At 69.6% G+C, this 20,989-nt stretch carries 21 protein-coding genes; 11 read left to right on the forward strand and 10 right to left on the reverse strand.

Going from position 1 to position 20,989, the window contains the following annotated elements; all coding sequences use genetic code 11:
• Positions 1 to 7 precede the first annotated feature (7 nt).
• Complete coding sequence (locus tag AB0J87_RS04830) at positions 8 to 673, forward strand: alpha/beta fold hydrolase (protein WP_363962655.1); 666 nt, start codon at positions 8 to 10, stop codon at positions 671 to 673.
• 360 nt (positions 674 to 1,033) lie between these two features.
• Here AB0J87_RS04830 and AB0J87_RS04835 read toward each other — a convergent pair whose 3' ends face one another.
• Both AB0J87_RS04835 and AB0J87_RS04840 read right to left on the reverse strand, forming a co-directional pair.
• Positions 1,034 to 1,822, reverse strand: a complete 789-nt coding sequence (locus tag AB0J87_RS04835) for an SDR family NAD(P)-dependent oxidoreductase (RefSeq protein ID WP_363962656.1) — start codon at positions 1,820 to 1,822, stop codon at positions 1,034 to 1,036.
• A gap of 444 nt (positions 1,823 to 2,266) precedes the next feature.
• Entirely contained in the window at positions 2,267 to 2,815 is a 549-nt protein-coding gene (locus tag AB0J87_RS04840; RefSeq protein ID WP_363962657.1) for a hypothetical protein, read from the reverse strand.
• 211 nt (positions 2,816 to 3,026) lie between these two features.
• Here AB0J87_RS04840 and AB0J87_RS04845 point away from each other — a divergent pair, with 211 nt between their 5' ends.
• From AB0J87_RS04845 to AB0J87_RS04860, 4 genes are all read left to right on the forward strand, one after another.
• Positions 3,027 to 4,430 carry an ATP-binding protein gene (locus tag AB0J87_RS04845; RefSeq protein WP_363962658.1) on the forward strand — a complete coding sequence of 468 codons (1,404 nt, stop codon included), beginning with the start codon at positions 3,027 to 3,029 and terminating at the stop codon, positions 4,428 to 4,430.
• Positions 4,427 to 5,095 (forward strand): response regulator transcription factor, encoded by a 669-nt coding sequence (locus tag AB0J87_RS04850; protein WP_350728600.1) that lies wholly within the window; start codon positions 4,427 to 4,429, stop codon positions 5,093 to 5,095. Before AB0J87_RS04845 ends, AB0J87_RS04850 begins: the two co-directional genes overlap by 4 nt.
• Before the next feature lie 87 nt (positions 5,096 to 5,182).
• Positions 5,183 to 5,722, forward strand: a complete 540-nt coding sequence (locus AB0J87_RS04855) for a DUF4956 domain-containing protein (protein ID WP_355191456.1) — start codon at positions 5,183 to 5,185, stop codon at positions 5,720 to 5,722.
• 44 nt (positions 5,723 to 5,766) lie between these two features.
• Positions 5,767 to 6,687 (forward strand): polyphosphate polymerase domain-containing protein, encoded by a 921-nt coding sequence (locus tag AB0J87_RS04860; protein ID WP_363962659.1) that lies wholly within the window; start codon positions 5,767 to 5,769, stop codon positions 6,685 to 6,687.
• A gap of 153 nt (positions 6,688 to 6,840) precedes the next feature.
• On the opposite strand, the gene AB0J87_RS04865 is transcribed toward AB0J87_RS04860, so the two are convergent.
• Positions 6,841 to 7,383 carry a TIGR03086 family metal-binding protein gene (locus AB0J87_RS04865; protein WP_350728603.1) on the reverse strand — a complete coding sequence of 181 codons (543 nt, stop codon included), beginning with the start codon at positions 7,381 to 7,383 and terminating at the stop codon, positions 6,841 to 6,843.
• On the opposite strand from AB0J87_RS04865, the gene AB0J87_RS04870 reads away from it, so the two are divergent.
• Complete coding sequence (locus AB0J87_RS04870) at positions 7,349 to 8,203, forward strand: helix-turn-helix domain-containing protein (protein ID WP_363962660.1); 855 nt, start codon at positions 7,349 to 7,351, stop codon at positions 8,201 to 8,203. The genes AB0J87_RS04865 and AB0J87_RS04870 overlap by 35 nt on opposite strands.
• Before the next feature lie 18 nt (positions 8,204 to 8,221).
• On the opposite strand, the gene AB0J87_RS04875 is transcribed toward AB0J87_RS04870, so the two are convergent.
• Entirely contained in the window at positions 8,222 to 8,782 is a 561-nt protein-coding gene (locus AB0J87_RS04875; RefSeq protein ID WP_363962661.1) for a kinase, read from the reverse strand.
• A 62-nt stretch (positions 8,783 to 8,844) separates the two neighbouring features.
• Here AB0J87_RS04875 and AB0J87_RS04880 point away from each other — a divergent pair, with 62 nt between their 5' ends.
• Complete coding sequence (locus tag AB0J87_RS04880) at positions 8,845 to 9,435, forward strand: DUF6879 family protein (protein WP_363962662.1); 591 nt, start codon at positions 8,845 to 8,847, stop codon at positions 9,433 to 9,435.
• A gap of 25 nt (positions 9,436 to 9,460) precedes the next feature.
• Here AB0J87_RS04880 and AB0J87_RS04885 read toward each other — a convergent pair whose 3' ends face one another.
• Genes AB0J87_RS04885 through AB0J87_RS04910 form a run of 6 tightly spaced genes read right to left on the reverse strand, consistent with a single transcriptional unit; the run spans position 9,461 to position 16,495 of the window.
• Complete coding sequence (locus AB0J87_RS04885) at positions 9,461 to 10,684, reverse strand: acyl-CoA dehydrogenase family protein (protein WP_363962663.1); 1,224 nt, start codon at positions 10,682 to 10,684, stop codon at positions 9,461 to 9,463.
• Between the two features lie 13 nt (positions 10,685 to 10,697).
• A complete protein-coding gene (locus tag AB0J87_RS04890; RefSeq protein WP_363962664.1) occupies positions 10,698 to 11,696 on the reverse strand; it encodes an acyltransferase family protein in 999 nt (332 codons plus the stop codon).
• Positions 11,697 to 11,752: 56 nt separating this feature from the next.
• Positions 11,753 to 13,687 (reverse strand): DUF6807 family protein, encoded by a 1,935-nt coding sequence (locus tag AB0J87_RS04895; protein WP_363962665.1) that lies wholly within the window; start codon positions 13,685 to 13,687, stop codon positions 11,753 to 11,755.
• Positions 13,684 to 14,739, reverse strand: coding sequence for a mandelate racemase/muconate lactonizing enzyme family protein (locus AB0J87_RS04900; RefSeq protein ID WP_363962666.1), 1,056 nt, complete (start codon positions 14,737 to 14,739; stop codon positions 13,684 to 13,686). The genes AB0J87_RS04895 and AB0J87_RS04900 overlap by 4 nt, the downstream gene beginning before the upstream one ends.
• Complete coding sequence (locus AB0J87_RS04905) at positions 14,736 to 15,608, reverse strand: 5-dehydro-4-deoxyglucarate dehydratase (RefSeq protein ID WP_363962667.1); 873 nt, start codon at positions 15,606 to 15,608, stop codon at positions 14,736 to 14,738. The genes AB0J87_RS04900 and AB0J87_RS04905 overlap by 4 nt, the downstream gene beginning before the upstream one ends.
• On the reverse strand, positions 15,605 to 16,495 hold the full coding sequence (locus AB0J87_RS04910; RefSeq protein WP_363962668.1) for an NAD(P)-dependent oxidoreductase: 891 nt from the start codon (positions 16,493 to 16,495) through the stop codon (positions 15,605 to 15,607). Before AB0J87_RS04910 ends, AB0J87_RS04905 begins: the two co-directional genes overlap by 4 nt.
• Before the next feature lie 179 nt (positions 16,496 to 16,674).
• On the opposite strand from AB0J87_RS04910, the gene AB0J87_RS04915 reads away from it, so the two are divergent.
• From AB0J87_RS04915 to AB0J87_RS04930, 4 genes are all read left to right on the forward strand, one after another.
• Complete coding sequence (locus tag AB0J87_RS04915) at positions 16,675 to 17,628, forward strand: LacI family DNA-binding transcriptional regulator (RefSeq protein WP_363962669.1); 954 nt, start codon at positions 16,675 to 16,677, stop codon at positions 17,626 to 17,628.
• A 214-nt stretch (positions 17,629 to 17,842) separates the two neighbouring features.
• The gene (locus tag AB0J87_RS04920) at positions 17,843 to 18,808 is read left to right on the forward strand and encodes a sugar ABC transporter permease (RefSeq protein WP_363962670.1); all 966 of its coding nucleotides are present in this window, start codon (positions 17,843 to 17,845) and stop codon (positions 18,806 to 18,808) included.
• On the forward strand, positions 18,792 to 19,658 hold the full coding sequence (locus tag AB0J87_RS04925; protein ID WP_355191184.1) for a carbohydrate ABC transporter permease: 867 nt from the start codon (positions 18,792 to 18,794) through the stop codon (positions 19,656 to 19,658). The genes AB0J87_RS04920 and AB0J87_RS04925 overlap by 17 nt, the downstream gene beginning before the upstream one ends.
• 45 nt (positions 19,659 to 19,703) lie before the next feature.
• Complete coding sequence (locus AB0J87_RS04930) at positions 19,704 to 20,987, forward strand: extracellular solute-binding protein (RefSeq protein ID WP_355191186.1); 1,284 nt, start codon at positions 19,704 to 19,706, stop codon at positions 20,985 to 20,987.
• Positions 20,988 to 20,989 lie beyond the last annotated feature (2 nt).

The following is a 20,989-nucleotide window of genomic DNA, read 5'->3' on the forward strand; positions in this document are numbered from 1 at the left end:
CGGACTTGTGGCGATATTTGTCTTGATCCCCGGTATGTGTCATGGCGGCTGGTGCTTCGACGAGCTCGCCGAGCAGTTGCGGAGCCGGGGGCATCGCGCGTACCCGCTGACCCTGACCGGCATCGCCGAGCGCGGCCACCTGCTGACCGGCGGGGTGAACCTCGACACGCACATCCAGGACGTGACCGGCGTCCTGGCCGCCGAGAACCTCACCGAAGCGATCCTGGTCGGCCACAGTTACGGCGGGATGGTGATCACCGGGGCCGCCGACCGCGCGCCCGAGCGGGTGCGCGACCTGGTCTACCTCGACGCCGTCGTGCCCGGCCACGGGGACTCCTGCTGGAGCCTCGTCACCGATCAGGAGCGGCGATGGTACGTGGACGTGGTGGACAGCGGTTACGCGACCCGGCCGCTGCCGTTCTTCGACCCGCGCGCCACGGCCCATCCGATCGCCTCGCTGCTCCAGCCGCTACGGCTCACCGGAGACCTCGCGCACGTGCGCCGCAGGGAGTACGTGTACGCGGCGGAGTGGGAGGGGGAGTCGCCGTTCACGTCCATATACGAGCGGCTGCGCCACGACCCCGCGTGGACTACACACGCGGTGGCCAGCGCGCACAACCTCATGCGCGACGCGCCGCAGGACCTGCTGGAGATCCTGCTCGACATCGCTTAGCACATCCACCGGTCCGTTCGGCGCGGCCTCGTCGAACGTGCGATGCCCAAGCACCCTGTTCGACCGCTGCTCGAACTCCTCCAACGAAAAGCCACCGAACCGCCGACCGCCGAACCGCCGACCGCCGAACCACCGATGGCCGACCCGCTGACGGCCGACCCCCACAGCCGAATCGCCGAACCGTCGACCGCAGCCGGGCGCTCCATGCGCGATCGGTGCCAGGCATTCGTGACTCGGTAATCCGACGTCGGAGAGTCGAGGTTGGGGAGTCGGCCGTCAGCGGGCCGAGATCAGCGGGCCGAGGTCAGGGGGTCGAGGTCAGGGGGTCGAGGTCAGGGGGTCGAGGTCAGGGGGTCGAGGTCAGGGGGTCGAGGTCAGGGAGTCCACGAAGCGCGACATTCCGGCCAGCCATCGGTCGGGGTTCTCGGCCTTGCGGTGGACGAACTCGGCCACCTCCGGGTGCGGGAAGATGTGGAAGCGCTCGGCTTCGAGGCCCTCGACGACCACGGTCGCCACGTCCGACGGATCGAGGATGATGCCCGAGGCAGCCACGGCCCTCGCGGTCAGATGGTCCTCCTCCAGGCCCTGCTCCAGCATCCCGGTACGCACGCCCTGCGGGCACAGAACGCTGATCTTGATGCCCCGCGAGCCGTAGTGGATGGCCACCCACTCGGCGAACGCGATCGCCGCCGCCTTCGTCACCGCGTACGGGGCGTCGCCGGGGCAGCTGATCAGGCCCGCGGCGGAGCAGGTGTTCAGCAGGTAGCCGCCGCCTCGGGCGATCATGGAGGGTACGACGGCGCGGGCGGCGTACACGTGGGCCAGCACGTTCACCGCGTACAGGCGGCTCCACTCCTGGTCGGGGGCGTCCAGGCCGTGGCCGCCGATGATGCCGGCGTTGGAGCAGAACAGGTCGACCGGCCCGAACGGCGTCTCGGCCAGGGCGGCCACCTCCGGCTCCGAGGACACGTCCACGCGTACTGCGGTGGCGCGGTCACCGATCTCCTTGGCCACCGCGATCGCCCCGGCCTCGTCGAGGTCCGCGACGACGACCCCGGCCGCTCCTTCGGCGGCGAACCTGAGCGCCATCGCCCTCCCGATCCCGCCGGCCGCACCCGTGACGACGACGACCTTGTCCCGTACCCGCATCTGCACTCCTTCCGGTCCCGAGCGCGTCCGCCGTGCCGGGCAGGCACTTCCACCGCCCCGCCCTTGCCGGGAACGACTCCGCCCTTGCGTATCTCGACCGCCTCTGGCCGCTTCGGCCGAAGCCCGACCTCCCACGCAGAATCCACCCTGACTGCCTCCCGCCGGAACCCCCGCCCGAGAAGGCGAACCCGCCCTGACTGCCTCCCGCCGGAACCCCCGCCCGAGAAGGCGAACCCGCCCTGACTGCTTCCCGCCGGGAACCCCCGCCTGAGAAAGCGAACCCACTCTGAACGCCTCCGGTCGGGAACCCCCGCCCGAGAAGGCGAACCCACCCTGAACGCCTCCCGTCGGAACCCCCGCCCGAGAAGAGGCGGTATGGGCGGCGAACCCCAGCAATTAGAGCGTGATTCTACTGCGGCTCAGCGTGATCAGATGAGAGGTTTCTCATCTGGGCTTCAGCGTGGTCTCCTCGAAGGGCGTCAAGGTCAAGGTCATGAAGCATCGGGGAACGTTGGTCCTCTTCGCCTTGGCCGCGGCGATGGCGGGGTTCATGTCGGTGGGGCTGGTGCGCGCGGCCGACAGCGAGCCCGATCTGGGCGAGGCCGTCGTGGTGTCACACACGCCCGCGCTTGGCGAGGCCGGCATGTCGGCCCCCGCGAGCAGCGGCGCCCCCGGGCCGGGCTCCGGCCCCTCGACCCCGGGCGCGAAACCAGGCCTCACCCCGGGCGCGAGACCGGAGCTCACCCCAGGCACGAAACAGGAGCCCACTACGGGCACGACGCCACCGCCCGCCACGGGCACGGCGTCACAGCCTGCCGCCGATGCCAGGTCCGGGCCTGCCGCGAATGCCGGATCCCAGCCTGCCGCCGATGCAGGATCCCGGCCGGCTGCCGACGCCGGGTCCCAGCCCGCTGCCGGGGTGAGGCCGCAGCCCACCACAGGCGTGAAACCGAAACCCACCGCGAGCGCCAGACCGAAGGTCGGCACGAGCACCGGCCCGAGACCCGCCAGAGCCACCGGGTCGCGCGACGGCGACGAGGCCGCGGCGCGCGGGACCGCCGTGCGGCCCGCCCCGCGCCAGACCAGGGCCGAGCCGGTCAGACCGCCGGCGCCGAGACCAGGTGGCGGTGACGATGACGACGACGGTGGCGGTGGCGGTGGAGATGACGATGACGGCGACGACTGACCAGGCGATCGAATGCGGGTGAGCGCCCGTGCCCGGATCGTGGGCTGGATGCTCGCCGTCGTCGGCCTCGCCCTCGCGGTCTCGATCTTCGCGACCTGGACCATCCTGCTGGCTCGTCTCGACGACCGTACGAACCTCGAGCTCAGCAACGAGGCGGAGAAGCTGCGCCGGTACGCCGCGACCGCGCGCGACCCGGAGACCGGCCGCACGATCACCGACGTGGGAGAGCTGCTCACGGGATATCTGGCGCTCAACGCGCCCGACAGGTGGGAGACGTTCTTCAGCATCGTCGACGGCAAGGCTCACAAGATCACCGCGATCCCGCCACCCGTACGCCTCGACATCGACGACGCGCTGGTCGCGCGGCTGGCCACGGCCATCAAGCCCGGCGGCGGTGAGATCGAGAGCCCGAAAGGAACGGTCCATTATGCGGTGATCCCGGTGACGGTGAAGCCCGACCCCCGCCCGGGCCACCTCGTCGTGGCGATCCTCTACGACCGCCACCGCGACGAGATCGTGGACGCGGTTCGGGTCCTCGGGCTGTCCGCGCTGGCGGCGCTGGCGTTAGCGGGGGCGGCCGGGTGGTTCGTGGCGGGGCGGGTGCTGGCGCCGGTCCGGCTGATCGGCCAGACGGCCGAGCAGATCAGCGACTCCACCGATCTCACGCGCCGGCTCGACGTGCCGGGCGACGACGACGTGGCCGCGCTGGCCGCGACGTTCAACCACATGCTCGACCGGCTCGAGAACGCCTTCGTCGTGCAGCGGCACTTCATGGACGACGCCGGCCACGAGCTGCGCACGCCGATCACCGTCATCCGCGGCCACCTGGAGCTCATGGGCGACGATCCGCGCGACCGCGCGGAGACGCTCGCCCTGGTCACCGACGAGCTCGATCGGATGAACCGCATCGTCGAAGACCTCCTCACCCTCGCCAGAGCCGAGCAGCCGGGCTTTCTCGACATACACGACGTCGAGGTGGCCGACCTCACGGTCAGCGTCGTCGCCAAGGCCCGCGCGCTCGGCACCCGGCGCTGGCGGGTCGACGAGGTGGCCGAGGCCCGCGTGCCCGCCGACCGCCAGCGGCTCACGCAGGCGCTCATGCAACTCGTGGCCAACGCCGTCCGCCACACCACCGACGACGACCTGATCGCCGTCGGCTCCGCCGTCCGCGACGGGTGGGTCGAGCTGTGGGTACGCGACAGCGGCCCCGGGGTGGCGCCCGCCGAGCGCGAGCGGATCTTCGGACGGTTCGTGCGCGGCGCGGGCCGCACCGTGACGTACGAAGGCGCCGGTCTGGGCCTGGCCATCGTCAGATCGATCGCCGAGGCCCACGGCGGCAACGTCAAGGTGACGGAAGCCCAGGGCGGCGGAGCCCGTTTCGTCATGTCCATCCCGCTGTGGGAGCTCTGGAGGCTGGGATGAACCGGATACTGATCGCCGAGGACGAGGCCAGGATCGCGTCGTTCGTGGAGAAGGGGCTGCGGGCCAACGGCTTCGTGACCGCCGTGGTGACGGACGGGGTCGCGGCGTACGACCTGGCCTGCGCGGGCGGGTTCGACCTGCTCATCCTGGACATCGGGCTGCCGTTGAGCGACGGGTTCACGGTGTTGCGGAGGTTGCGGCAGTCCAGGGTGGCCATGCCGGTGATCATCCTGACCGCCCGCGACAGCGTGAGCGACACCGTGGCGGGGCTCGAGGGCGGCGCGGACGACTACATCGCCAAGCCGTTCGCCTTCGAGGAGCTCCTGGCGAGGGTCCGGCTGCGGCTGCGCGTGCGCGCCGACCGCACACCGGAGGTGACCGTGCTGCGGGTGTCGGACCTGTCGCTGGATCTGCGTACGCGACGGGCATACGTCGGGGACCGGGCGGTGGACCTGTCGACCAGGGAGTTCGCGCTGGCGGAGATCTTCTGCCGGCACCCCGACCAGGTCCTGACGCGCGAACAGCTCCTCAGCCACGTGTGGGGCTTCGACTTCGACCCCGGCTCCAACGTGGTGGACGTCTACGTACGCTACCTACGCCGCAAGATCGGCGCCGACCGCATCGAGACCGTCCGTGGCACCGGCTACCGCATGAGAGCCGCCTAATCATCACCTCACTCTCGCCTCACCCCGCCCCGAAAAGCTGTTCTCATCAGCACCGACGGAGGGAGCGCCGTGACAGCCGGACTGGTAATGGATCTCGCGTCGATCGTCGCCCTGGCCTATGGCCTCTACTACCGGCGACATCATCGACGTGACCTGCTCTTCGCCTACGTGGCACTCAACGTGGGCATCTTCGCGGTGGTCTCGCTCCTGCTCGTCCAGCGCGTCGACGTCGCCGTCGGCTTCGGCCTGTTCGGGGTCCTGTCGATCATCCGCCTCCGCTCCAGCGAGATCACCCAGCAGGAGATCGCCTACTACTTCATCGCCATCGTGCTGGGCCTGGTCAACGGCATCGCGGGCGCGTGGCCGCTGACCGCTCTGCTGCTGGACGGCGTCCTGCTGGTGGTGATGTACGTCGCCGACCACCCGGCCCTGCTCGGCCGCACCCGCCACCAGGTCATCACCCTGGACGTCGTCCACTCGGACCCGGACCTGCTCCGGGTCGACCTGGAGAGCCGCCTGCGGGCACACGTCCTCCACTACGTGGTCACCCAGATCGACTACGTCCGCGACATAACGGTGGTCGACGTCCGCTACGTGGCCCCTCCCCAACGGGCCGGCGTCCGCTGAACCCCGTGAGCCGGAGTCATGCAGAAGGTGGTGGAGGTGTGGTGATGGGTGAGTTGGACGCGGATGTGCTGCTGGCCGGGATCGCGGCCGAGGTGGCGCCGATCGGGCTCGAGGACGTGCCGGAGCTGATGAGCCGGGTGGATCGCAAATACATCGTGACGGCCGCCACCATGGCGGCACTCGCGGCCGAGCTGGGAGACCGGTTCGCCGTGCTGCGCATCGGGGCAAGACGCCAGTTCCGCTACACGTCGACCTACTTCGACACGCCTGACCTGCTCACCTTCCACCAGCACCGGCAGGATCGGCGGCGCAGGTTCAAGCTGCGCACCCGCACCTACCTGGACGGGGGCGGCCGGTGGCTGGAGCTCAAGCTCAACGGCACCCGTGGCAGCACCGACAAACACCGCATCCCGTACGACGACGCGCCGAGCCGGACGCTCACCCGGGAGGCGTTCGACTTCGTGCGCGACACCCTTCTCGCCGAGCTACACCTCATCGCCCCGGAGACGCTGGGGCCGGTGCTGTCCACCGACTACAAGCGGGTGACCTTCATCGACCCCTCGGGCGCGGCCAGGCTCACCTGCGACACGGGCCTGCTCTGCCACGACGGGCGCTCCAGCGCACCGGCGCGCCGCGACCTGGTGCTGCTGGAGTCGAAGTCCGCCGACGGGAAGGCGCTGGTGGACAAGGTCCTGCGAGGGCTGGGGGTGCGGCCGGTCACCGTGAGCAAGTACTGCCTGGCCGTCGCGGCGCTTCGGAACCTGCCCGCCAACCGCTGGCACCCGGTGCTGCAGCGCTACCTCGTCCATCGTCCCGAATCGGGTGTCCAACGCCTGGTGTCCCGGGGCTCAGCAGGGTGCTGGGGCCAGGCGGCCGCGCGGGGAAGGAGGTGGGCGGCGCCTCGGGGAGCACACGCCGGGGGGAGGAGCAGCGGCCTCGGCATCGGCATCGGCATTCAGGGGTGATTCGGTGTCCAGGCTTGGTTCGGCGGGGGGATCGCCGTGCTCGGGTTTGGTTCGGTGGGTGGAGGGATCGCTGCGTGTGGGTTTGGTTCGGCGGGCGGGGGGATCGGTGTGTCTCCCTTCGTTGTGACGGCGGCTCGTCGAGGGTGGTGCGGTTTACGGGGTCCAGGCTGGGTCGCGGCCGATGATGCCGAGGAGGCGGTCGAATTGCGGGGCGCTGTCCGGCACGTCTACCGGTGGGCCGAAGGCGCCGCGTTGCCGGCCCATCTCCGCCATCTGGTCGGTGAAGTGGAGTGCCCGCGAGACGGTCTCAGCGTCCGGCTCGTAGTCCTGGCCGGTGGCTCTGGCCAGGTCCCAGCCGTGTACGACCATGTCGACGAGGTACATGTGGGCCAGCGTGGTCATCGGCAGGCCCATGGCGGGGCTGGTGCCCTCCCACGCCTCGGGGCGGGACCAGGCGGCCAGCGTGCGCTCCGCGCGCTCGGGGAAGTCGCCCGCGTACGGTTCCTGCTCGATTCTCTCCCCCTGGCGGCCCAGCGACTCGAACAGGTCCGCCACCCACTCGAGGTGGTTGATCAGGTCCTTGACGTCGAACTTCGCGCAGGGCGTCGAGGAGCCGAACTGCTCGGGCCGCACCGCGCGGACCAATCCGGCGGTCCGTTCGGTGGCGCGCGTCATCAGCGGCATCATGTCGTCCATGGCAGCCATGATGCCCCGCCTGACCCAGGCGCGGCTTGTAGAAACGCGACAGCGCGGCTGGGTCGACCCGTACGCGGGGCTCGACGCCTTCGATTTCTTCAGACAGGCGCCATCAGCGGAGATTGCGACGTTTGTGGAGCACTTCTGGGTCGTCACGTGGACCGACCTCGCCGAGCCGTACGAACAGCGCATCGTCTCGCACCCCACCGTGAACATGACGATCACCACGGACTTCCATCAGTTCGCGGGAGTGATCAAGGGCGGGTTCTCGTACACGATGCGGGGCAGCGGCCGCGTGCTCGGCACGCGCTTCCGTCCGGGCGGCTTCCGGCCGTTTCTCGGCGGTCCGGTGTCGCAGTTGACCGACCGTTTCGTGGAGATCGGCGAGATGTACGGCTCGGCGGGCGCCTCGCTGGTCGAGCAGGTTCTGGCCGAGTCCGATGCCCGGGCCGCCATCGGGCTGGTCGAGAGGTTCCTGCTGAGTCTGGGGCCGGAGCGGGATCCGCTGGCCGAAGAGGTTGCGGCGCTGGTGGAGATGGCCGAGAACGAGGTCTCCGTGACCAGGGTCGATGAGCTGGCGGCCAGATCGGGGCGGTCGGTGCGCTCGTTGCAGCGGCTGTTCCGGGACTATGTCGGCATCGGCCCCAAATGGGTGATCCGCCGCTTCCGCCTGCACGAGGCGGCGGAGCGGGTCTACGAAGGACTGGACCTCGCGACGTTGGCCGTCGAACTCGGCTATACGGACCAGGCTCACTTGACCCGCGACTTCACCGCCGCGGTCGGGATGCCACCCGCGGCCTACGCCCGCCTCAGAGGATAGGCGCATGCGTATAAGCGATTAGTTGATGAGGTGATTTGCTGGGGTTCGAGTGGATTTCTGGTAATTGCGGGTTTCTGCGCATTCGAGTGTTTCGGACAGCAGCCGTCGTACCGTTTCGTCGAGCGAGCTGTTCTGATCGATGACGGTTTCGTAGCCGCCGGGCAGCAGGTCCCGCTCGATGTACCATTCGCGCATCATGTCCGGGCCGAACTCCGCGCTCTGCGGGCGGGTGGCGTGGCGGCGGAGCGTTTCCTCGAAGGGGATGTCGAGGTAGAAGAAGCGGCTGCGGCCGGGGAAGTCCTCGCGCAGGGACTGGAGCATCGGGGCGTACCTGCCGGCCGTGAGGATGCCCTCGAGGATGACGTGGTGGCCGTGGCCGAGCGCGTAGCGGGTGACGGTGTCGATGAGGCCGATGTTGACGCCGTCCGGGACGTCGAGTTCGCGGAGGATGTCGCGGCGCAGCACGTCCTGGCTCACCACCGCGAGGCCGCGCCTGCCGTACGCCTTGCGGAGGGCTCGGGCGACGCTCGTCTTGCCCGAGCCGGAGTTGCCGCGCAGGACGATCAATTGTGTGAGCATCGCGGCCAGCGTAGCCGCTGCTCACGGGTTCGTGCCGCGAATCTGATGGGTACGGTCGTCATATGCTTGAGCGCATTCACGAGATATCGGGAGTCTTGCTAAGTGCGGACGGATATCTTGACGATTTCTGGCCGAATTTCCGGAACATTGATGACGTGTTCTGGAAACTCCAGCGTATTCAGCGCTTCGAGGCCGGGGAGCCGAGCTGGCTCGCGATGATGGACTGCGACTGGGAACGCTCGCTCAAGCTGGTCGACGACACGGGTGACGGAGGCCGGAGCAGGGCCTATCCCTGCCGGCGGATCCGGATCGTCGAGCAACCCGTCACGCCGTACCTGCAGTGGGAGATGCACGTGCTGGCGCTGCGGGTGGGGGTGGCCGAGCAGGTGCGGGTGCTCGACGCGGCGGAGGTGTCCGACCTCGAGATCGACCGCCGCCTGCCGGAGCTCGTCGTGCTGGGGTCGTCCGTCATGTACGAGGTGACGTACGACGCCTGCGGGACCCACAGCGGCGCGAGGCGGATCGACGACCCTGATGTGATCGCGGCGTGCCGGGGCGAGCTCGACAAGCTGTTCGCGGCCGGGGAGGACTTCCGGGCCTATTACGAGCGGGAGATCGTGACGATGCCGGCTCCCCGGGTGACGACCGTCTGAAGCTGCCCCGGGTGACGACCGCCCGTCACAGGGGGAGGCCGCCGGTGGCGGAGTTGGTGGAGCCGGTGGCCCGGTAGGCGGCGATGGTGCGTTCGGCGATGCGCATCTGGTGGATCTCGTCGGCGCCGTCGGCGAAGCGGGCCCAGCGGGCGTGCTGGAACATGCCGGCCAGCGGCGTGTCCGTCGAGTAGCCGAGCGCGCCATGCACCTGGATCGCCCGGTCCACGATCCGGTTGAGGCTGTTGGCCACGAAGTGCTTGGCCATCGACACCTCCGTACGGAAGTCCTCACCCTTGTCGATCTTGGACGCGGCGTGCAGGACCATCAGCTTGCACTGGTACAGCTCCATGGCCGAGTCGGCGATCATCCACTGGATGCCCTGCTTCTCGGCCAGCAGCGAGCCGTGGCTGTAGCGGTTGAGCGCGCGCTCGACCATCATGTCCAGGGCCGTCTCCGCCTGGGAGATCCAGCGCATGCAGTGGGCGAGCCGGGCCGGGCCCAGGCGGTACTGGCCGAGGCGGTGGCCGTTGCCGCGACCGCCCAGGATCCGGCTGTCGGGCACGCGGAGGTCGGTGATGACGATCTCGCTGTGGCCCGTGGAGCCGTGCATCGTCTCGACCTCGCGCACGTCGTTCCAGCCCGGGTCGGGGAGGTCGACGAGGAAGGCGGTGTTCGCGCCGCGCGAGCCCTCGGGCACGTCCGGCTCCGTCCGCGCGATGAGGATCGCGAAGTTGGCCCGGCGCGCGTTGGAGATGAACCATTTGTGGCCGTTGATCAGCCACTCGTCCCCGTCCCGGACGGCCGTGGTGCGGATCAGGGTGGGGTCGGAGCCCGCCACCTCCGGCTCCGTCATGGCGAAGCAGGACATCTGCGTGCCCTCCAGCAGCGGCCGCAGGTACTTCTCCTTCTGCTCGTCCGTCGCCCAGTGCAGGAGGGTGTGCATGTTGCCCTCGTCCGGGGCCATGCAGTTGAGCACCCACGGCCCGACGCGGGTCTTGGCCGCCTCCGACTGCACCATGGCCAGCTCGACGTGGCCCAGCCCCATGCCGCCCCACTCCTTCGGCATGTGGGGCAGCCACAGCCCCTCGGCCTTGGCCTGGGAGCGGAGCCGGAAGATCGTACGGAGGTAGGCGTCCCGGTCGGCCTCCTTCACCTCCTCCATGGCGGGAATGACGGTCCCCTGGATGAAGGCGCGGACCCGCTTGCGGATCTCCTCGTGCTCGGGAGCGAGGGTGAAGTCGATGGCCATAACTGCCACCGTGTCACGGCCGGCGGAGCGGCGTGAAGGCCCAGGACATGCGCGGCTCCACGGCCCAGTGGAAGAGCTTGCGCACCGGCGGCGTGCAGAGCAGGGTGGCGGCGGCCACGCCGAGCAGGATCGACAACGGCACGCCCAGCTCGAACCGCTCGGCGACCTTGACCACGAATCCGTGGAGCAGGTACGCGTACATGGTGGCCGAGCCCAGATCGCTGAACCACGTGTGCCGCGCCGGGGTCACCGCGAGAAACGCCGCCACCAGCACCGCCCCGGCCACCAGCAGCCCCAGCCGCACGGCCGTGCCGGTGAGGTCGTCCACGTGCAGCGCCGAGTTGGACAGCCGCCATCTGATCCACTCCGTCGGCACCTGGTCGTGCACGAGCAGCGCCGCCGCCAGCCCCAGCCCGAGCGTCAGGAAGCCGGTCAGCCGCATGTACGGCCTGCGCAGCCACGCGAAGTGCTCCGGCTTGAGCATCAGCCCGAGCACGTAGAACGGCAGCAGCGCGAACGTCCGGTTCATGGCCAGCTCGTCGGGCAGCGCGCTCATCCCGGTCAGCAACGACAGCACGACCGCGACCGCCAGCGGCCACCTGAGCTGCTGCCACACCGGCGTCGACAGCCGCCACAGGAACAACGACAGCAGGAACCAGGTCAGGTAGTACGGATCAAGCAGGGTCAGCTCGAACTTCCCGTACAGGATCAGCCGCGGCAACGAGTACGCCACCTCGAAGATCAGGTACGGCACCGCCAGCGTGGAGATGAGCTTGCGCGCCTTCCCCGCCGAGAACGTGAACCGGCGCGACAGATAGCCGCTCAGCACGATGAACAGCGGCATGTGGAAGACGTAGACGTAGAAGTAGAGCGCGTGGGCGATGGGGTGGTCCCGCTGGTCCTCGATGAGGTGACCGCACACCACGAGCAGGATGGCCAGGTATTTGGCGTTGTCGAAGAACGGGTCCCTGGCGGTCACGGGCCGGGTGTCCACAGTGGCGGCTGCACTCACAGATCCCGCACCCTAGCCACCGAACGCGTAACCGCCAGGAAACGCCGAGTGAGGGCTTACCGAAGGGCCGGTGTCGCTTCGCGTACCGTGTCCGCCAGCGCGGACGCGGCGGCGGCGTCGAGCCTGCCGTCCACCACCGCCGTCACGACCCGCCTGGTCAGCGTGTCCTCGACGACGAGCGGCCGGTCCCAGGCCAGCGCCTGCCCGACCCCCGGATAGTGCTCGACCCGCACGAACCACGGGTCGCCGTCCGACTGCACGAAGACGAGCGTCCAGTCCCGCCCCTCCGGTGTGGTGCCGGACAGGGCGACCCAGGGGTCGCGGCTGCCGTGCACGGCCTCCTCGTCCCCGGGGAGCGCGATCCGGGCGGTGGAGGTGCCGGGGGCGCGCCAGAAGAAGCCGCCGTACCCCGCGCCCACGCGCCCCTTGGTGGCCGAGCTCCGGACCTCCAGCGGCGCGCCGGTGAGGTTGGTGAGCGTGAACGCGAAGTCCAGCGCCCAGAAGTCCCCGAACGGCCGGGCCGTCACGGTCCGCTCCTCGCGCGCCACCAGCCGCCCGCCGGGCCCCGCCCACTCTAGGTGCTCGACGAAGCCGGAGTCGTCGAGCCGGGAGAACGACAGGTGCCGCTGAATGCCGTGATCGTCCAGCCAGGCGGGCCCCTGGTCCTTGACGTACGTGCGGCCGCCCCAGAAGTTCGCCCCGCCCAGGTCGGAGATCGCCACCCCGACCCCGAGGTGGTGCACGTGGTCCTCGGGACGCACCTCGGTGACCTCGACGCCGCCCAGCGTCCGCACCCCGTGGAGGTAGGGCCGCGGGGAGTCGGTCGCCGGCAGGTCGGGCCGCAGCTCGTACGAGGCCACCGCCCGCCCGGAGGCCAGCAGTTCCACCCGGGTCCAGGGGACGTCCAGCTCCGAGTAGAGCGACAGCGTCTCGGCGCTGCGGGCCGTCAGGTCGGCGACACCCGGCAGGAACCGGTGCGTGACCTCGCCCGACGCGGCGTCCCGCTTGACGTCCTGGTAGCGCTCCGGGATCGGCAGCGGCTCGGGAGCCAGCCGCACCGCGTCCAGCACCTGCGTGAACGTCTCCGTGGCGGACAGCGGCACCATCAGCTCGGCGCCCGTGCGGACATGGTCGATGAGGTTCTCCAGCAGGTCGGTGCGCTCGTACGCGGTCGTCGTGACCGTGCCGTCCGGCAGCTCGACCTTGAGCCGGTCCTGCGTGTAGACGAGCGTGGCGCGGCCCGCGTCGCCGTGCACGACCAGGTACGGCTCGCTCCGGCCGGTCGCGCAGAGCGTCACCGCGATCGTGATCACGAAGCCGTCGTCGAGACGGATCCGCAGGCAGGACGTGTCGTCCGACTCGATCGGATGGGCGTGGTAGAGCTCGGCCTCGATCTCCGCGACAGGGCCGTCCACCAGGGCGAGCGCGGTCGCGACGGCGTGCGCGAACGGGTTCGTCAGCGCGCCGTCCACCACGTCCACGCCGTCGAGCCGGCGCTTGCCCGACCAGGCCGACCTGGTGAAGTAGGACGAGGGCCGCTCCCAGGCGCCCGCGCCGCCGATGCCGCGCACGCGCCCGATGGTGCCGTCGGCGATCAGCGAGCGCAGCGCGGGGACCGCCGCCGAGCCCAGCGACTGGAAGCCGACCTGGCAGGCCAGCCCCGTCTCCGCCACCGCCGCGGCGATGCGGGCGTGCGCGGAGGGGCTCGCCGCGGGCGGCTTCTCCAGCAGCACGTGGGATCCCGCGTGCAGAGCGGTCACCGCGAGGTCGGCGTGCGTGTGGATCGGCGTGCAGATGACCGTGATCTCCGCGCCGGTCTTCGCGAGCAGCTCGCCCAGGTCGGGCGACTGCAGCGGCGAGCCGAAGTCCACTTCGACGGGCACCACGTCGCAGATCCCGGCCAGCTCGATCAGCCCCTGGTCGGCCAGCCTGCGCAGATTGCCCAGATGGTGCCGCCCATGGCCGTGCGCACCAGCGAGTACCACCTTCATCGCGACCACCTCAGTCCGAGCCCCGCGTGCGCGCCCGCCCGCAGGACCCCGTCGGAAATCTGCACCGGGTACGGCTCCGCCAGCAGCCCGAGGGCCGCGAACGAGGCGTCCTCCACGTCCTCCGCCATGACCGGCAGCGGCAGGGCCAGCGCGAGCTGCCCGGACACCTCGCTCAGCAGATGCGGATAGACCGGCACGTCGTACGTCCTGGCCAGCTCCACGATCCGCAGGAACGGCGTGATCCCGCCGACCCGCACCACGTTCGGCTGGACGATGTCGCACGCCCCGGTCGCGAGCAGGTCACGGAAGCCGTAGGTGGTGTAGACGTTCTCCCCGACCGCCACCGGCACGTCGATGGAGCGCCGCAGCTCCACGTGCGCGGCCACGTCGTCGGCGGGCAGCGGCTCCTCGATCCAGTGCAGCCCGAACTCCCGCAACGCGGAAAGAGCCCGCCTGGCCCGGTGCAGGTCCCACCGCTGGTTGGCGTCGATCATCAGCAGCCGGTCGGGCCCGATCACCTCGCGCACGGCGGCCACCCTGGCCACGTCCTCCGCCAGGTCGGGCCGGCCCACCTTGATCTTGACCCCCCGGTACCCGGCCGCCACCCAGCGCCGCGCCTGCTCCACCAGCTCCTCCAGCGGGTAGTGCAGGTTGACGCCGCTGCCGTAGACCGGGACCTCGTCACGCCGGCGGCCCAGCACGTCGGTCAGGCCGCTGTCACCGCAGCGCAGGTCCCACAGCGCCAGGTCGATCCCGGCCAGCGCGATCGTCGTGATCCCGCCGGGCCCCGCCTCGCGCAGGTGCCGCCACAGCCGGTCCCACACCACCTCGGGGTGCGCGGGCAGCCCGATCAGCGCCTCCCGCAGGTCGTGGTCGAGCAGCGCCCGCACGGCGTGCGCCCCGATCTGCGGCGTCCACGAGAACCCGGTGCCGGTCCGCCCGTCCTCCAGCGTGACCTCGCACACGACCACGTGGTTGGCCGGCACGTCCGCGCCCCAGGGCCGCGGCAGCGGGGCCGTCCGCAGCGAGGTACGCAGGTCGGCGATCGTCATGACGCGGCCAGCTCCAGCCCCGTCTTGATCAGCGCCTCCAGCTCCTCCAGGTGCTCGTCGGTCGGCTCGACCAGCGGCGGGCGGACGGCGCCCACGTCCAGGCCGCGCAGCCGTACCCCGGCCTTGACCAGGGCGACCGGGTAGCCGGGGACCTTGCCGCGCAGCCGTACGAGCGGGGCGTAGAACCCGGTGAGCAGCCGCTCGTCACCGTTCAGATAGGCCAGCGCGATCTCCGGCGCGAACGCGAACACCGCGCTGGAGTACAGCTCCACGCCGATGCCCCGGTAGGCGGGCATGGTCAGCTCGGCCGTCGGCAGCCCGTTGAAGAACAGGAAGTCCGGGTACGCCTCCCGCACCGCCAGCACGATCCGCTGCATCCGGTCGATGTCGCCGACGCCGTCCTTGAGCCCGATCACCCCGGGGATCCCGGCCAGCTCCACCACGGCCTCCGGCTCCAGCACCACGGAGCCCCGCTGGTAGACGATCACCGGCAGTTCCGCGGCCACCGCGGCCACGTAGGCGGCGAAGCCGTGCCCCGGCCCCTGGGCCAGGTACGGCGGCATGAGCAGCAGCCCGTCGGCGCCCGCCTCGCGAGCCGCCCGCGCCTGGTTCAGCGCCGTGCCGAGCGGGCCGCCCGCGCCCGCGAACACCGGCACCCGCCCGCCCACGACCTCGGCCGCCACCCGCACCGCCCGCGCGTGCTCGGCCTCCGACAGCGCCGAGAACTCGCCGGTGCCGCACGCCACGAACACGCCGCCGGGGCCGTGCTCCATGCCCTGCCGGATGTGCTCGGCCAGCACCTCCTCGGCGAGCCGGCCGTCGGCGTCGAAGGGGGTCACGGGGAAGAACAGCACACCGCTCAGGTTCATTCAGCTTCCTTCAGTTCGGTACGCCAGCTCCGCTTGGGCTGCCAGCCGAGCAGGCGCTCTGCCTTGGTGATCGAGAAGGCGGGGGTGGTGCCGGTGAGACCGGCGGCGAACGGTGCGGTGCCGGGTACGACCTGGGGCAGCAGGTCGGCGAGCGGCTTGCGGGCCAGCGCGTCCGCGGCCCCGGCGAAGAACACCTCGCCGTTGGGCAGCTCGGGCAGCGCCGCGGCCAGCACCGTGATCATGTCGGCGCAGTCGCGGGCGTCGATGTAGTTGAACAGCGAGACCCCGCCCAGCTCCGGCCGGTCGAGGCGCTCGCGCACCGTGTGGCCCGACTGGGTGGGCGCGCCCGCCCACTCCTCGGGCGGGATGACGAAGCACGGCCTGATCGCGGCCATCTTGGTCGTCCCGGCCAGCGCGAACGCCTTCATGGTCTGCTCTGCCGTGACCTTGGACAGGTTGTACGCGTTCCACGGGCGCACCGGGTGGTCCTCGTCGATCGGCAGGTACGCGGGCGCCCAGCCGCCGGGGGCGCCGTACCCGATGACGGTGGGGCTGCTGGCCACCACCACGCCCGGCACGCCCAGCGCGACGGACGCCTCGCAGACGTTGAACGCGAGCTGGGTGTTGACCTTGAAGATCACCGATTCCGGGAGGCTGAACGGGGTCGCGATCGCGGCCAGATGGATCACGGTTTCGGGCCGGAACCTGGCGATGACCTCGAAGGTCTCGCCCGTGTCCGTGAGATCGGCCGGTAAGGCCATCGCGGCCTCGGATGGCGTGCCGGGTGTTCGGTCGACGCCGATGACCTCGTGCCCGGCCGCCGCGAGCGTGGTGACCACGCTACGGCCGAGGCGTCCTGCGCTTCCGGTGACGAGGACTCTGCTCACCGTGAGGGCTCCTTCAAGACTGCAAACAGTTGCACTAAACCTTTGTGTCCTCAGGGCGAGGTCGTCAAGGGGTGATTTCGCCCCCCTCGCTGGAGCAGGGGTTTCCTGATGCAACGGGGCGGCAAGCGCTTTCATGGTACTCAGGGATTCTGCAAGCGGTTGCGTTAGGGTGGGCGACTGTGACAGTGACGATTCGTGATGTGGCCCGGGCTTCCGGTGTCCATGTATCGACCGTGTCGCGGACGTTCTCCGCACCGCACATGGTGAACGCGGCCACCCGTACCAGGGTGCTCACGGTGGCCGAGGAGCTGGGATACCGCCCCAACCGGGCGGCCAGGGCGCTCACGACGGGCCGCACCCACAACCTCGGCCTGATCGTGGCCGACATCGCCAATCCGTTCTTCCCCCCGCTGATCAAGGCGGCACACTCGGCGGCCCGGCAGCGCGACTACCACCTGTTCGTGGCCGACACCGACGAGGAGGCGGCCACCGAGGAGGAGCTGGTGCAGGCGTTCTCCAAACAGGTGGACGGCCTGGTGCTGTGCAGCCCGCGCTCGTCCAACAAGGCGCTGGAACGGCTGGCCGCGCGGGTGCCGTTCGTGGTGATCAACCGGCGGCTGCGCGGCGCCGCCACGGTCCTGATGGACGTCGGCCACGGGGCCAGGCTGGCGGTCGAGCACCTGACCGGGCTCGGGCACCGCCGCGTGGCGCTCGTGTCGGGCCCGGCCGGCTCGTGGACCAGCGCGGAGATCCGTACGGCCGCCGAACAGGTGGAGGGCGTCGAGCTGGTCGCCATCGGCCCCAACGCGCCCACCGAGCGGGGCGGGCTCGCCGCCGCGCGGCGGGTGCGGGACTCCGGGGCGACCGGCGTGCTCGCCTACAACGACCTGGTGGCGATCGGGCTCATCGAGGGGCTCGGCGACCTGGGGCTGAGCGTGCCGCGGGACGTCAGCGTGGTCGGGATCGACGACATCGTCTCCGGACGGCTGAACCGCCCCAAGCTCACCACTGTCGCCATGCCCACCGCCGCGGCCGGCCGGCTCGCCGTGGATCTGCTCATCCAGGAGGTCACGGCCACCACCTCGCTGGAGACGCGCCTGGTGATCAGGGACTCCACCGCTCCGCCACGGTAGCGGGTCGGCTGCAAACGGTTGTACTAACTGAGCAGCGAATTCATCTGACTTCTCGGACAGGCAGGCTCTCTACCTGGGAAAACGTCGTAACGATATATCGGTAACGGCTATGTAACGTCTGCAAAGGGTTGACGTAACTTTCCCGCCAGCTATAGGAAAGCGCTATCCATTCACATCTCGCCGGAAGGTCCGTGAATGACGAATGAGTTCCGTCATGGCTGACACGGTGGCGGTGAAGACCCGAGCCCCGCGCGAACCGGCCACGCAGGCCGGCGGAGGCGGACCCCGCTCCCTACGCGCCCGCCGCGAGGCCAGGGCCGCCTACCTGTTCCTGGCGCCCTGGTTCGTCGGCCTGCTTGTCATCACGGTCGGCCCGATCATCGCCTCGCTCTACCTGTCCTTCACCGACTACAGCCTCCTCAAGGAGGCCAAGTGGGTCGGGCTGGACAACTACGTCAAGATGTTCACCGAGGACGAGAGGTTCATGTCCTCGCTGAAGGTGACCACGATCTACGTGGTCGTGTCGGTCCCGCTGCAGCTGGCCTTCGCGCTGGGGCTGGCCCTGGTGCTCGACCGGGGGCTGCGCGGGCTGTCGTTCTACCGCTCGATCTTCTACCTGCCCTCGCTGCTGGGCGGCAGCGTCGCGATCGCGATCCTCTGGCGCAAGGTCTTCGGCGCCGACGGCCTGGTCAACGCGGCGCTGTCGATCTTCGGCATCCAGGGGCCCGGCTGGGTCGGCGACCCCGACACGGCGCTGGGCACGCTGATCCTCCTGCACGTGTGGACGTTCGGCGCCCCGATGATCATCTTCCTCGCCGGGTTGCGCCAGATCCCCAGCAGCTATTACGAGGCGGCGGCGGTGGACGGCGCCGGGACCCTGCGCCAGTTCCGCTCGATCACGCTGCCGCTGCTGACGCCGATCATCTTCTTCAACCTCGTGCTCGAGGTCATCAAGTCGTTCCAGTCGTTCACGCAGGCGTTCATCGTCAGCAACGGCAAGGGCGGCCCGGCCGACTCCACCCTCTTCTACACGCTCTACCTCTATCTGAAGGGGTTCAAGAGCTACGACATGGGCTACGCCGCGGCGATGGCGTGGATCCTGCTGCTCATCATCGCCGCCCTGACCGGAGTGAACTTCCTCGCGTCTAAGTATTGGGTCTTCTATGGCGACACCAAGTAGGCCGCTCCCGGTGCTGTTCCGCCCCCTCAAGGGCGGGCCGGTGGTCAAGCACATCCTGCTGATCGGCTTCGGCCTGGTCATGCTCTATCCGCTGCTCTGGATGATCTCCAGCTCGCTCAAGCCGGAGGAGCTGATCTTCCGGGAGCCGGGGCTGTGGCCCAGCCAGGTCACCTTCGACAACTACACCGAGGGCTGGACGGCGCTGAAGCACCCCTTCGGCTACTACCTGTGGAACTCCGCGGTCGTCACCGCGCTGTCCGTGGTGGCCAACCTGGTGGCCTGCTCGCTGGCGGCCTACGCCTTCGCCCGGCTGAACTTCCCGCTGAAGAAGCTCTGGTTCGCCATCATGCTGGGCACGATCATGCTGCCCCACCACGTCGTGATCGTGCCGCAGTACATCATGTTCTCGAAGCTCGACCTGATCAACACGATCTGGCCGCTGGTGATGCCCAAGGTGCTGGCGACGGACGCGTTCTTCGTCTTCCTCATGGTGCAGTTCATCCGTACGCTGCCGAGGGAGCTGGACGAGGCGGCCGAGATCGACGGAGCGGGCTATTGGCGCATCTTCATCAGAGTGGTCATGCCGCTCTGCCTGCCCGCGCTGGCCACGACCGCGATCTTCACGTTCATCTGGACGTGGAACGACTTCCTCAGCCAGCTCCTTTACCTCAACAACCCGGACAACTTCACCGTCCCGGTCGCGCTGCGCACGTTCCTGGACGCCAGCAGCGACTCGCAATGGGGACCCATGTTCGCCATGTCGATCATCGCGCTCGGTCCCATCTTCGGCTTCTTCCTGGCCGGCCAGAAGTACCTGATCCGTGGCGTGGCCACGACGGGGCTGAAGTAGCTCCATCCACCCCCCAACAAGAGGAAACCCCTAGGAGGTAGAGCCGTGAGCTCTGGCAAGAAGGTGTGGTCGGCGGCATTGCTCGCCACCGCGATGCTGGCGGTCACCGCGGCCTGCGGCAGCGGCAGCGGCGGCGAAAGCGCCGATGGCAAGGTCAAGCTGCGCTTCTCCTACTGGGGTAGCGCCGCGCGGCAGCAGATGACCGAAGAGGCGATCAAGAAGTTCGAGGCCAAGAACCCGACCATCGACGTCGAGGGCGAGTTCTCCGACTTCGCGGCATACTACGAGTCGCTGTCCACCAAGGTCGCGGCCAGTGACGCGCCGGACGTCATCACCCTCGAGATTCGCGGCCTGCGCGAGTACGCCGACCGCGGCACGCTGGCCGACCTGGCCAGCTCGGTCAACACCGGCGACATCGACCCCAAGGTGCTGGCCACCGGCGCCATCGACGGCAAGCAGTTCGCCATCCCCACCGGCGTCAACGCCTTCTCCCTGGTCGTCAGCCCGACCGAGCTGGAGGCCGCGGGGCAGAAGCTCCCCGACGACACCAAGTGGACGTGGGACGACTACGTCAACCTGGCGTCGAAGGTCAGCGAGAAGAGCGCCGGGAAGATCTACGGCACGCAGCAGAGCTTCAACCCGGCCTACCTGCAGATCTTCGCCGCGCAGAAGGGCGAGCCCTTCTACAACGGCAACAAGATCGGCGTCTCGCCCGAGACGATCAAAGCCTGGTGGGCCACTCACCAGAACCTGATCAAGACCAAGGGCTCGCCCGACGCCGCCAAGACCGCCGAGATCGGCGCCCAGAGCGTGGACCAGTCGCTGCTGGCCACCGGCACCGGCGCGATGGGCATGTGGTGGAGCAACCAGCTCGGCGGCATCGCCAAGAAGTCCGGCAAGGACGTGGACCTGCTCCGGATGCCGAAGCTGCCGGGCGCCACCACCGGCGGCATGTTCCTGCAGCCCGCGATGTTCTACACCGCCTCGTCGAAGTCCGAGCACGCGGCCGAGGCCGCCAAGTTCATCGACTTCATGATCAACGACCCTGAGGCGGGCGGGATCATCCTCAGCGACCGCGGCCTGCCGGCCAGCTCCAAGGTGCTGGCGGCGGTCAAGGACAAGCTGCCGCCCACGGACAAGAAGACGCTGGAGTTCCTCGACAAGGTCAAGGGTGAGCTGGCCGACCCGCCGGCCGCTCCGCCGAAGGGCGCCAGCGCCATGGAAGACATCCTCACGCGCTACTCCGAGGAGGTCCTGTTCGGCAGGATGACCCCCGACGACGCCGCGCAGAAGTTCATCACCGAGGCCAACGCCTCGATCGCAGGCTAAAG

Origin of the sequence: Nonomuraea sp. NPDC049625 (assembly GCF_040675285.1) — a bacterium.
Lineage (GTDB): Bacteria > Actinomycetota > Actinomycetes > Streptosporangiales > Streptosporangiaceae > Nonomuraea > Nonomuraea angiospora_A.

Coding starts and splice junctions, on each gene's coding strand:
- AB0J87_RS04925 (WP_355191184.1), top strand. CDS start 18,792: ATGGCGACACCAAGTAGGCCGCTCCCGGTGCTGTTCCGCCCCCTCAAG.
- AB0J87_RS04860 (WP_363962659.1), top strand. CDS start 5,767: ATGGGTGAGTTGGACGCGGATGTGCTGCTGGCCGGGATCGCGGCCGAG.
- AB0J87_RS04835 (WP_363962656.1), bottom strand. CDS start 1,822: ATGCGGGTACGGGACAAGGTCGTCGTCGTCACGGGTGCGGCCGGCGGG.
- AB0J87_RS04900 (WP_363962666.1), bottom strand. CDS start 14,739: ATGACGATCGCCGACCTGCGTACCTCGCTGCGGACGGCCCCGCTGCCG.
- AB0J87_RS04880 (WP_363962662.1), top strand. CDS start 8,845: ATGCTTGAGCGCATTCACGAGATATCGGGAGTCTTGCTAAGTGCGGAC.
- AB0J87_RS04885 (WP_363962663.1), bottom strand. CDS start 10,684: ATGGCCATCGACTTCACCCTCGCTCCCGAGCACGAGGAGATCCGCAAG.
- AB0J87_RS04865 (WP_350728603.1), bottom strand. CDS start 7,383: ATGGACGACATGATGCCGCTGATGACGCGCGCCACCGAACGGACCGCC.
- AB0J87_RS04905 (WP_363962667.1), bottom strand. CDS start 15,608: ATGAACCTGAGCGGTGTGCTGTTCTTCCCCGTGACCCCCTTCGACGCC.
- AB0J87_RS04895 (WP_363962665.1), bottom strand. CDS start 13,687: ATGAAGGTGGTACTCGCTGGTGCGCACGGCCATGGGCGGCACCATCTG.
- AB0J87_RS04850 (WP_350728600.1), top strand. CDS start 4,427: ATGAACCGGATACTGATCGCCGAGGACGAGGCCAGGATCGCGTCGTTC.
- AB0J87_RS04875 (WP_363962661.1), bottom strand. CDS start 8,782: ATGCTCACACAATTGATCGTCCTGCGCGGCAACTCCGGCTCGGGCAAG.
- AB0J87_RS04855 (WP_355191456.1), top strand. CDS start 5,183: ATGGATCTCGCGTCGATCGTCGCCCTGGCCTATGGCCTCTACTACCGG.
- AB0J87_RS04920 (WP_363962670.1), top strand. CDS start 17,843: ATGGCTGACACGGTGGCGGTGAAGACCCGAGCCCCGCGCGAACCGGCC.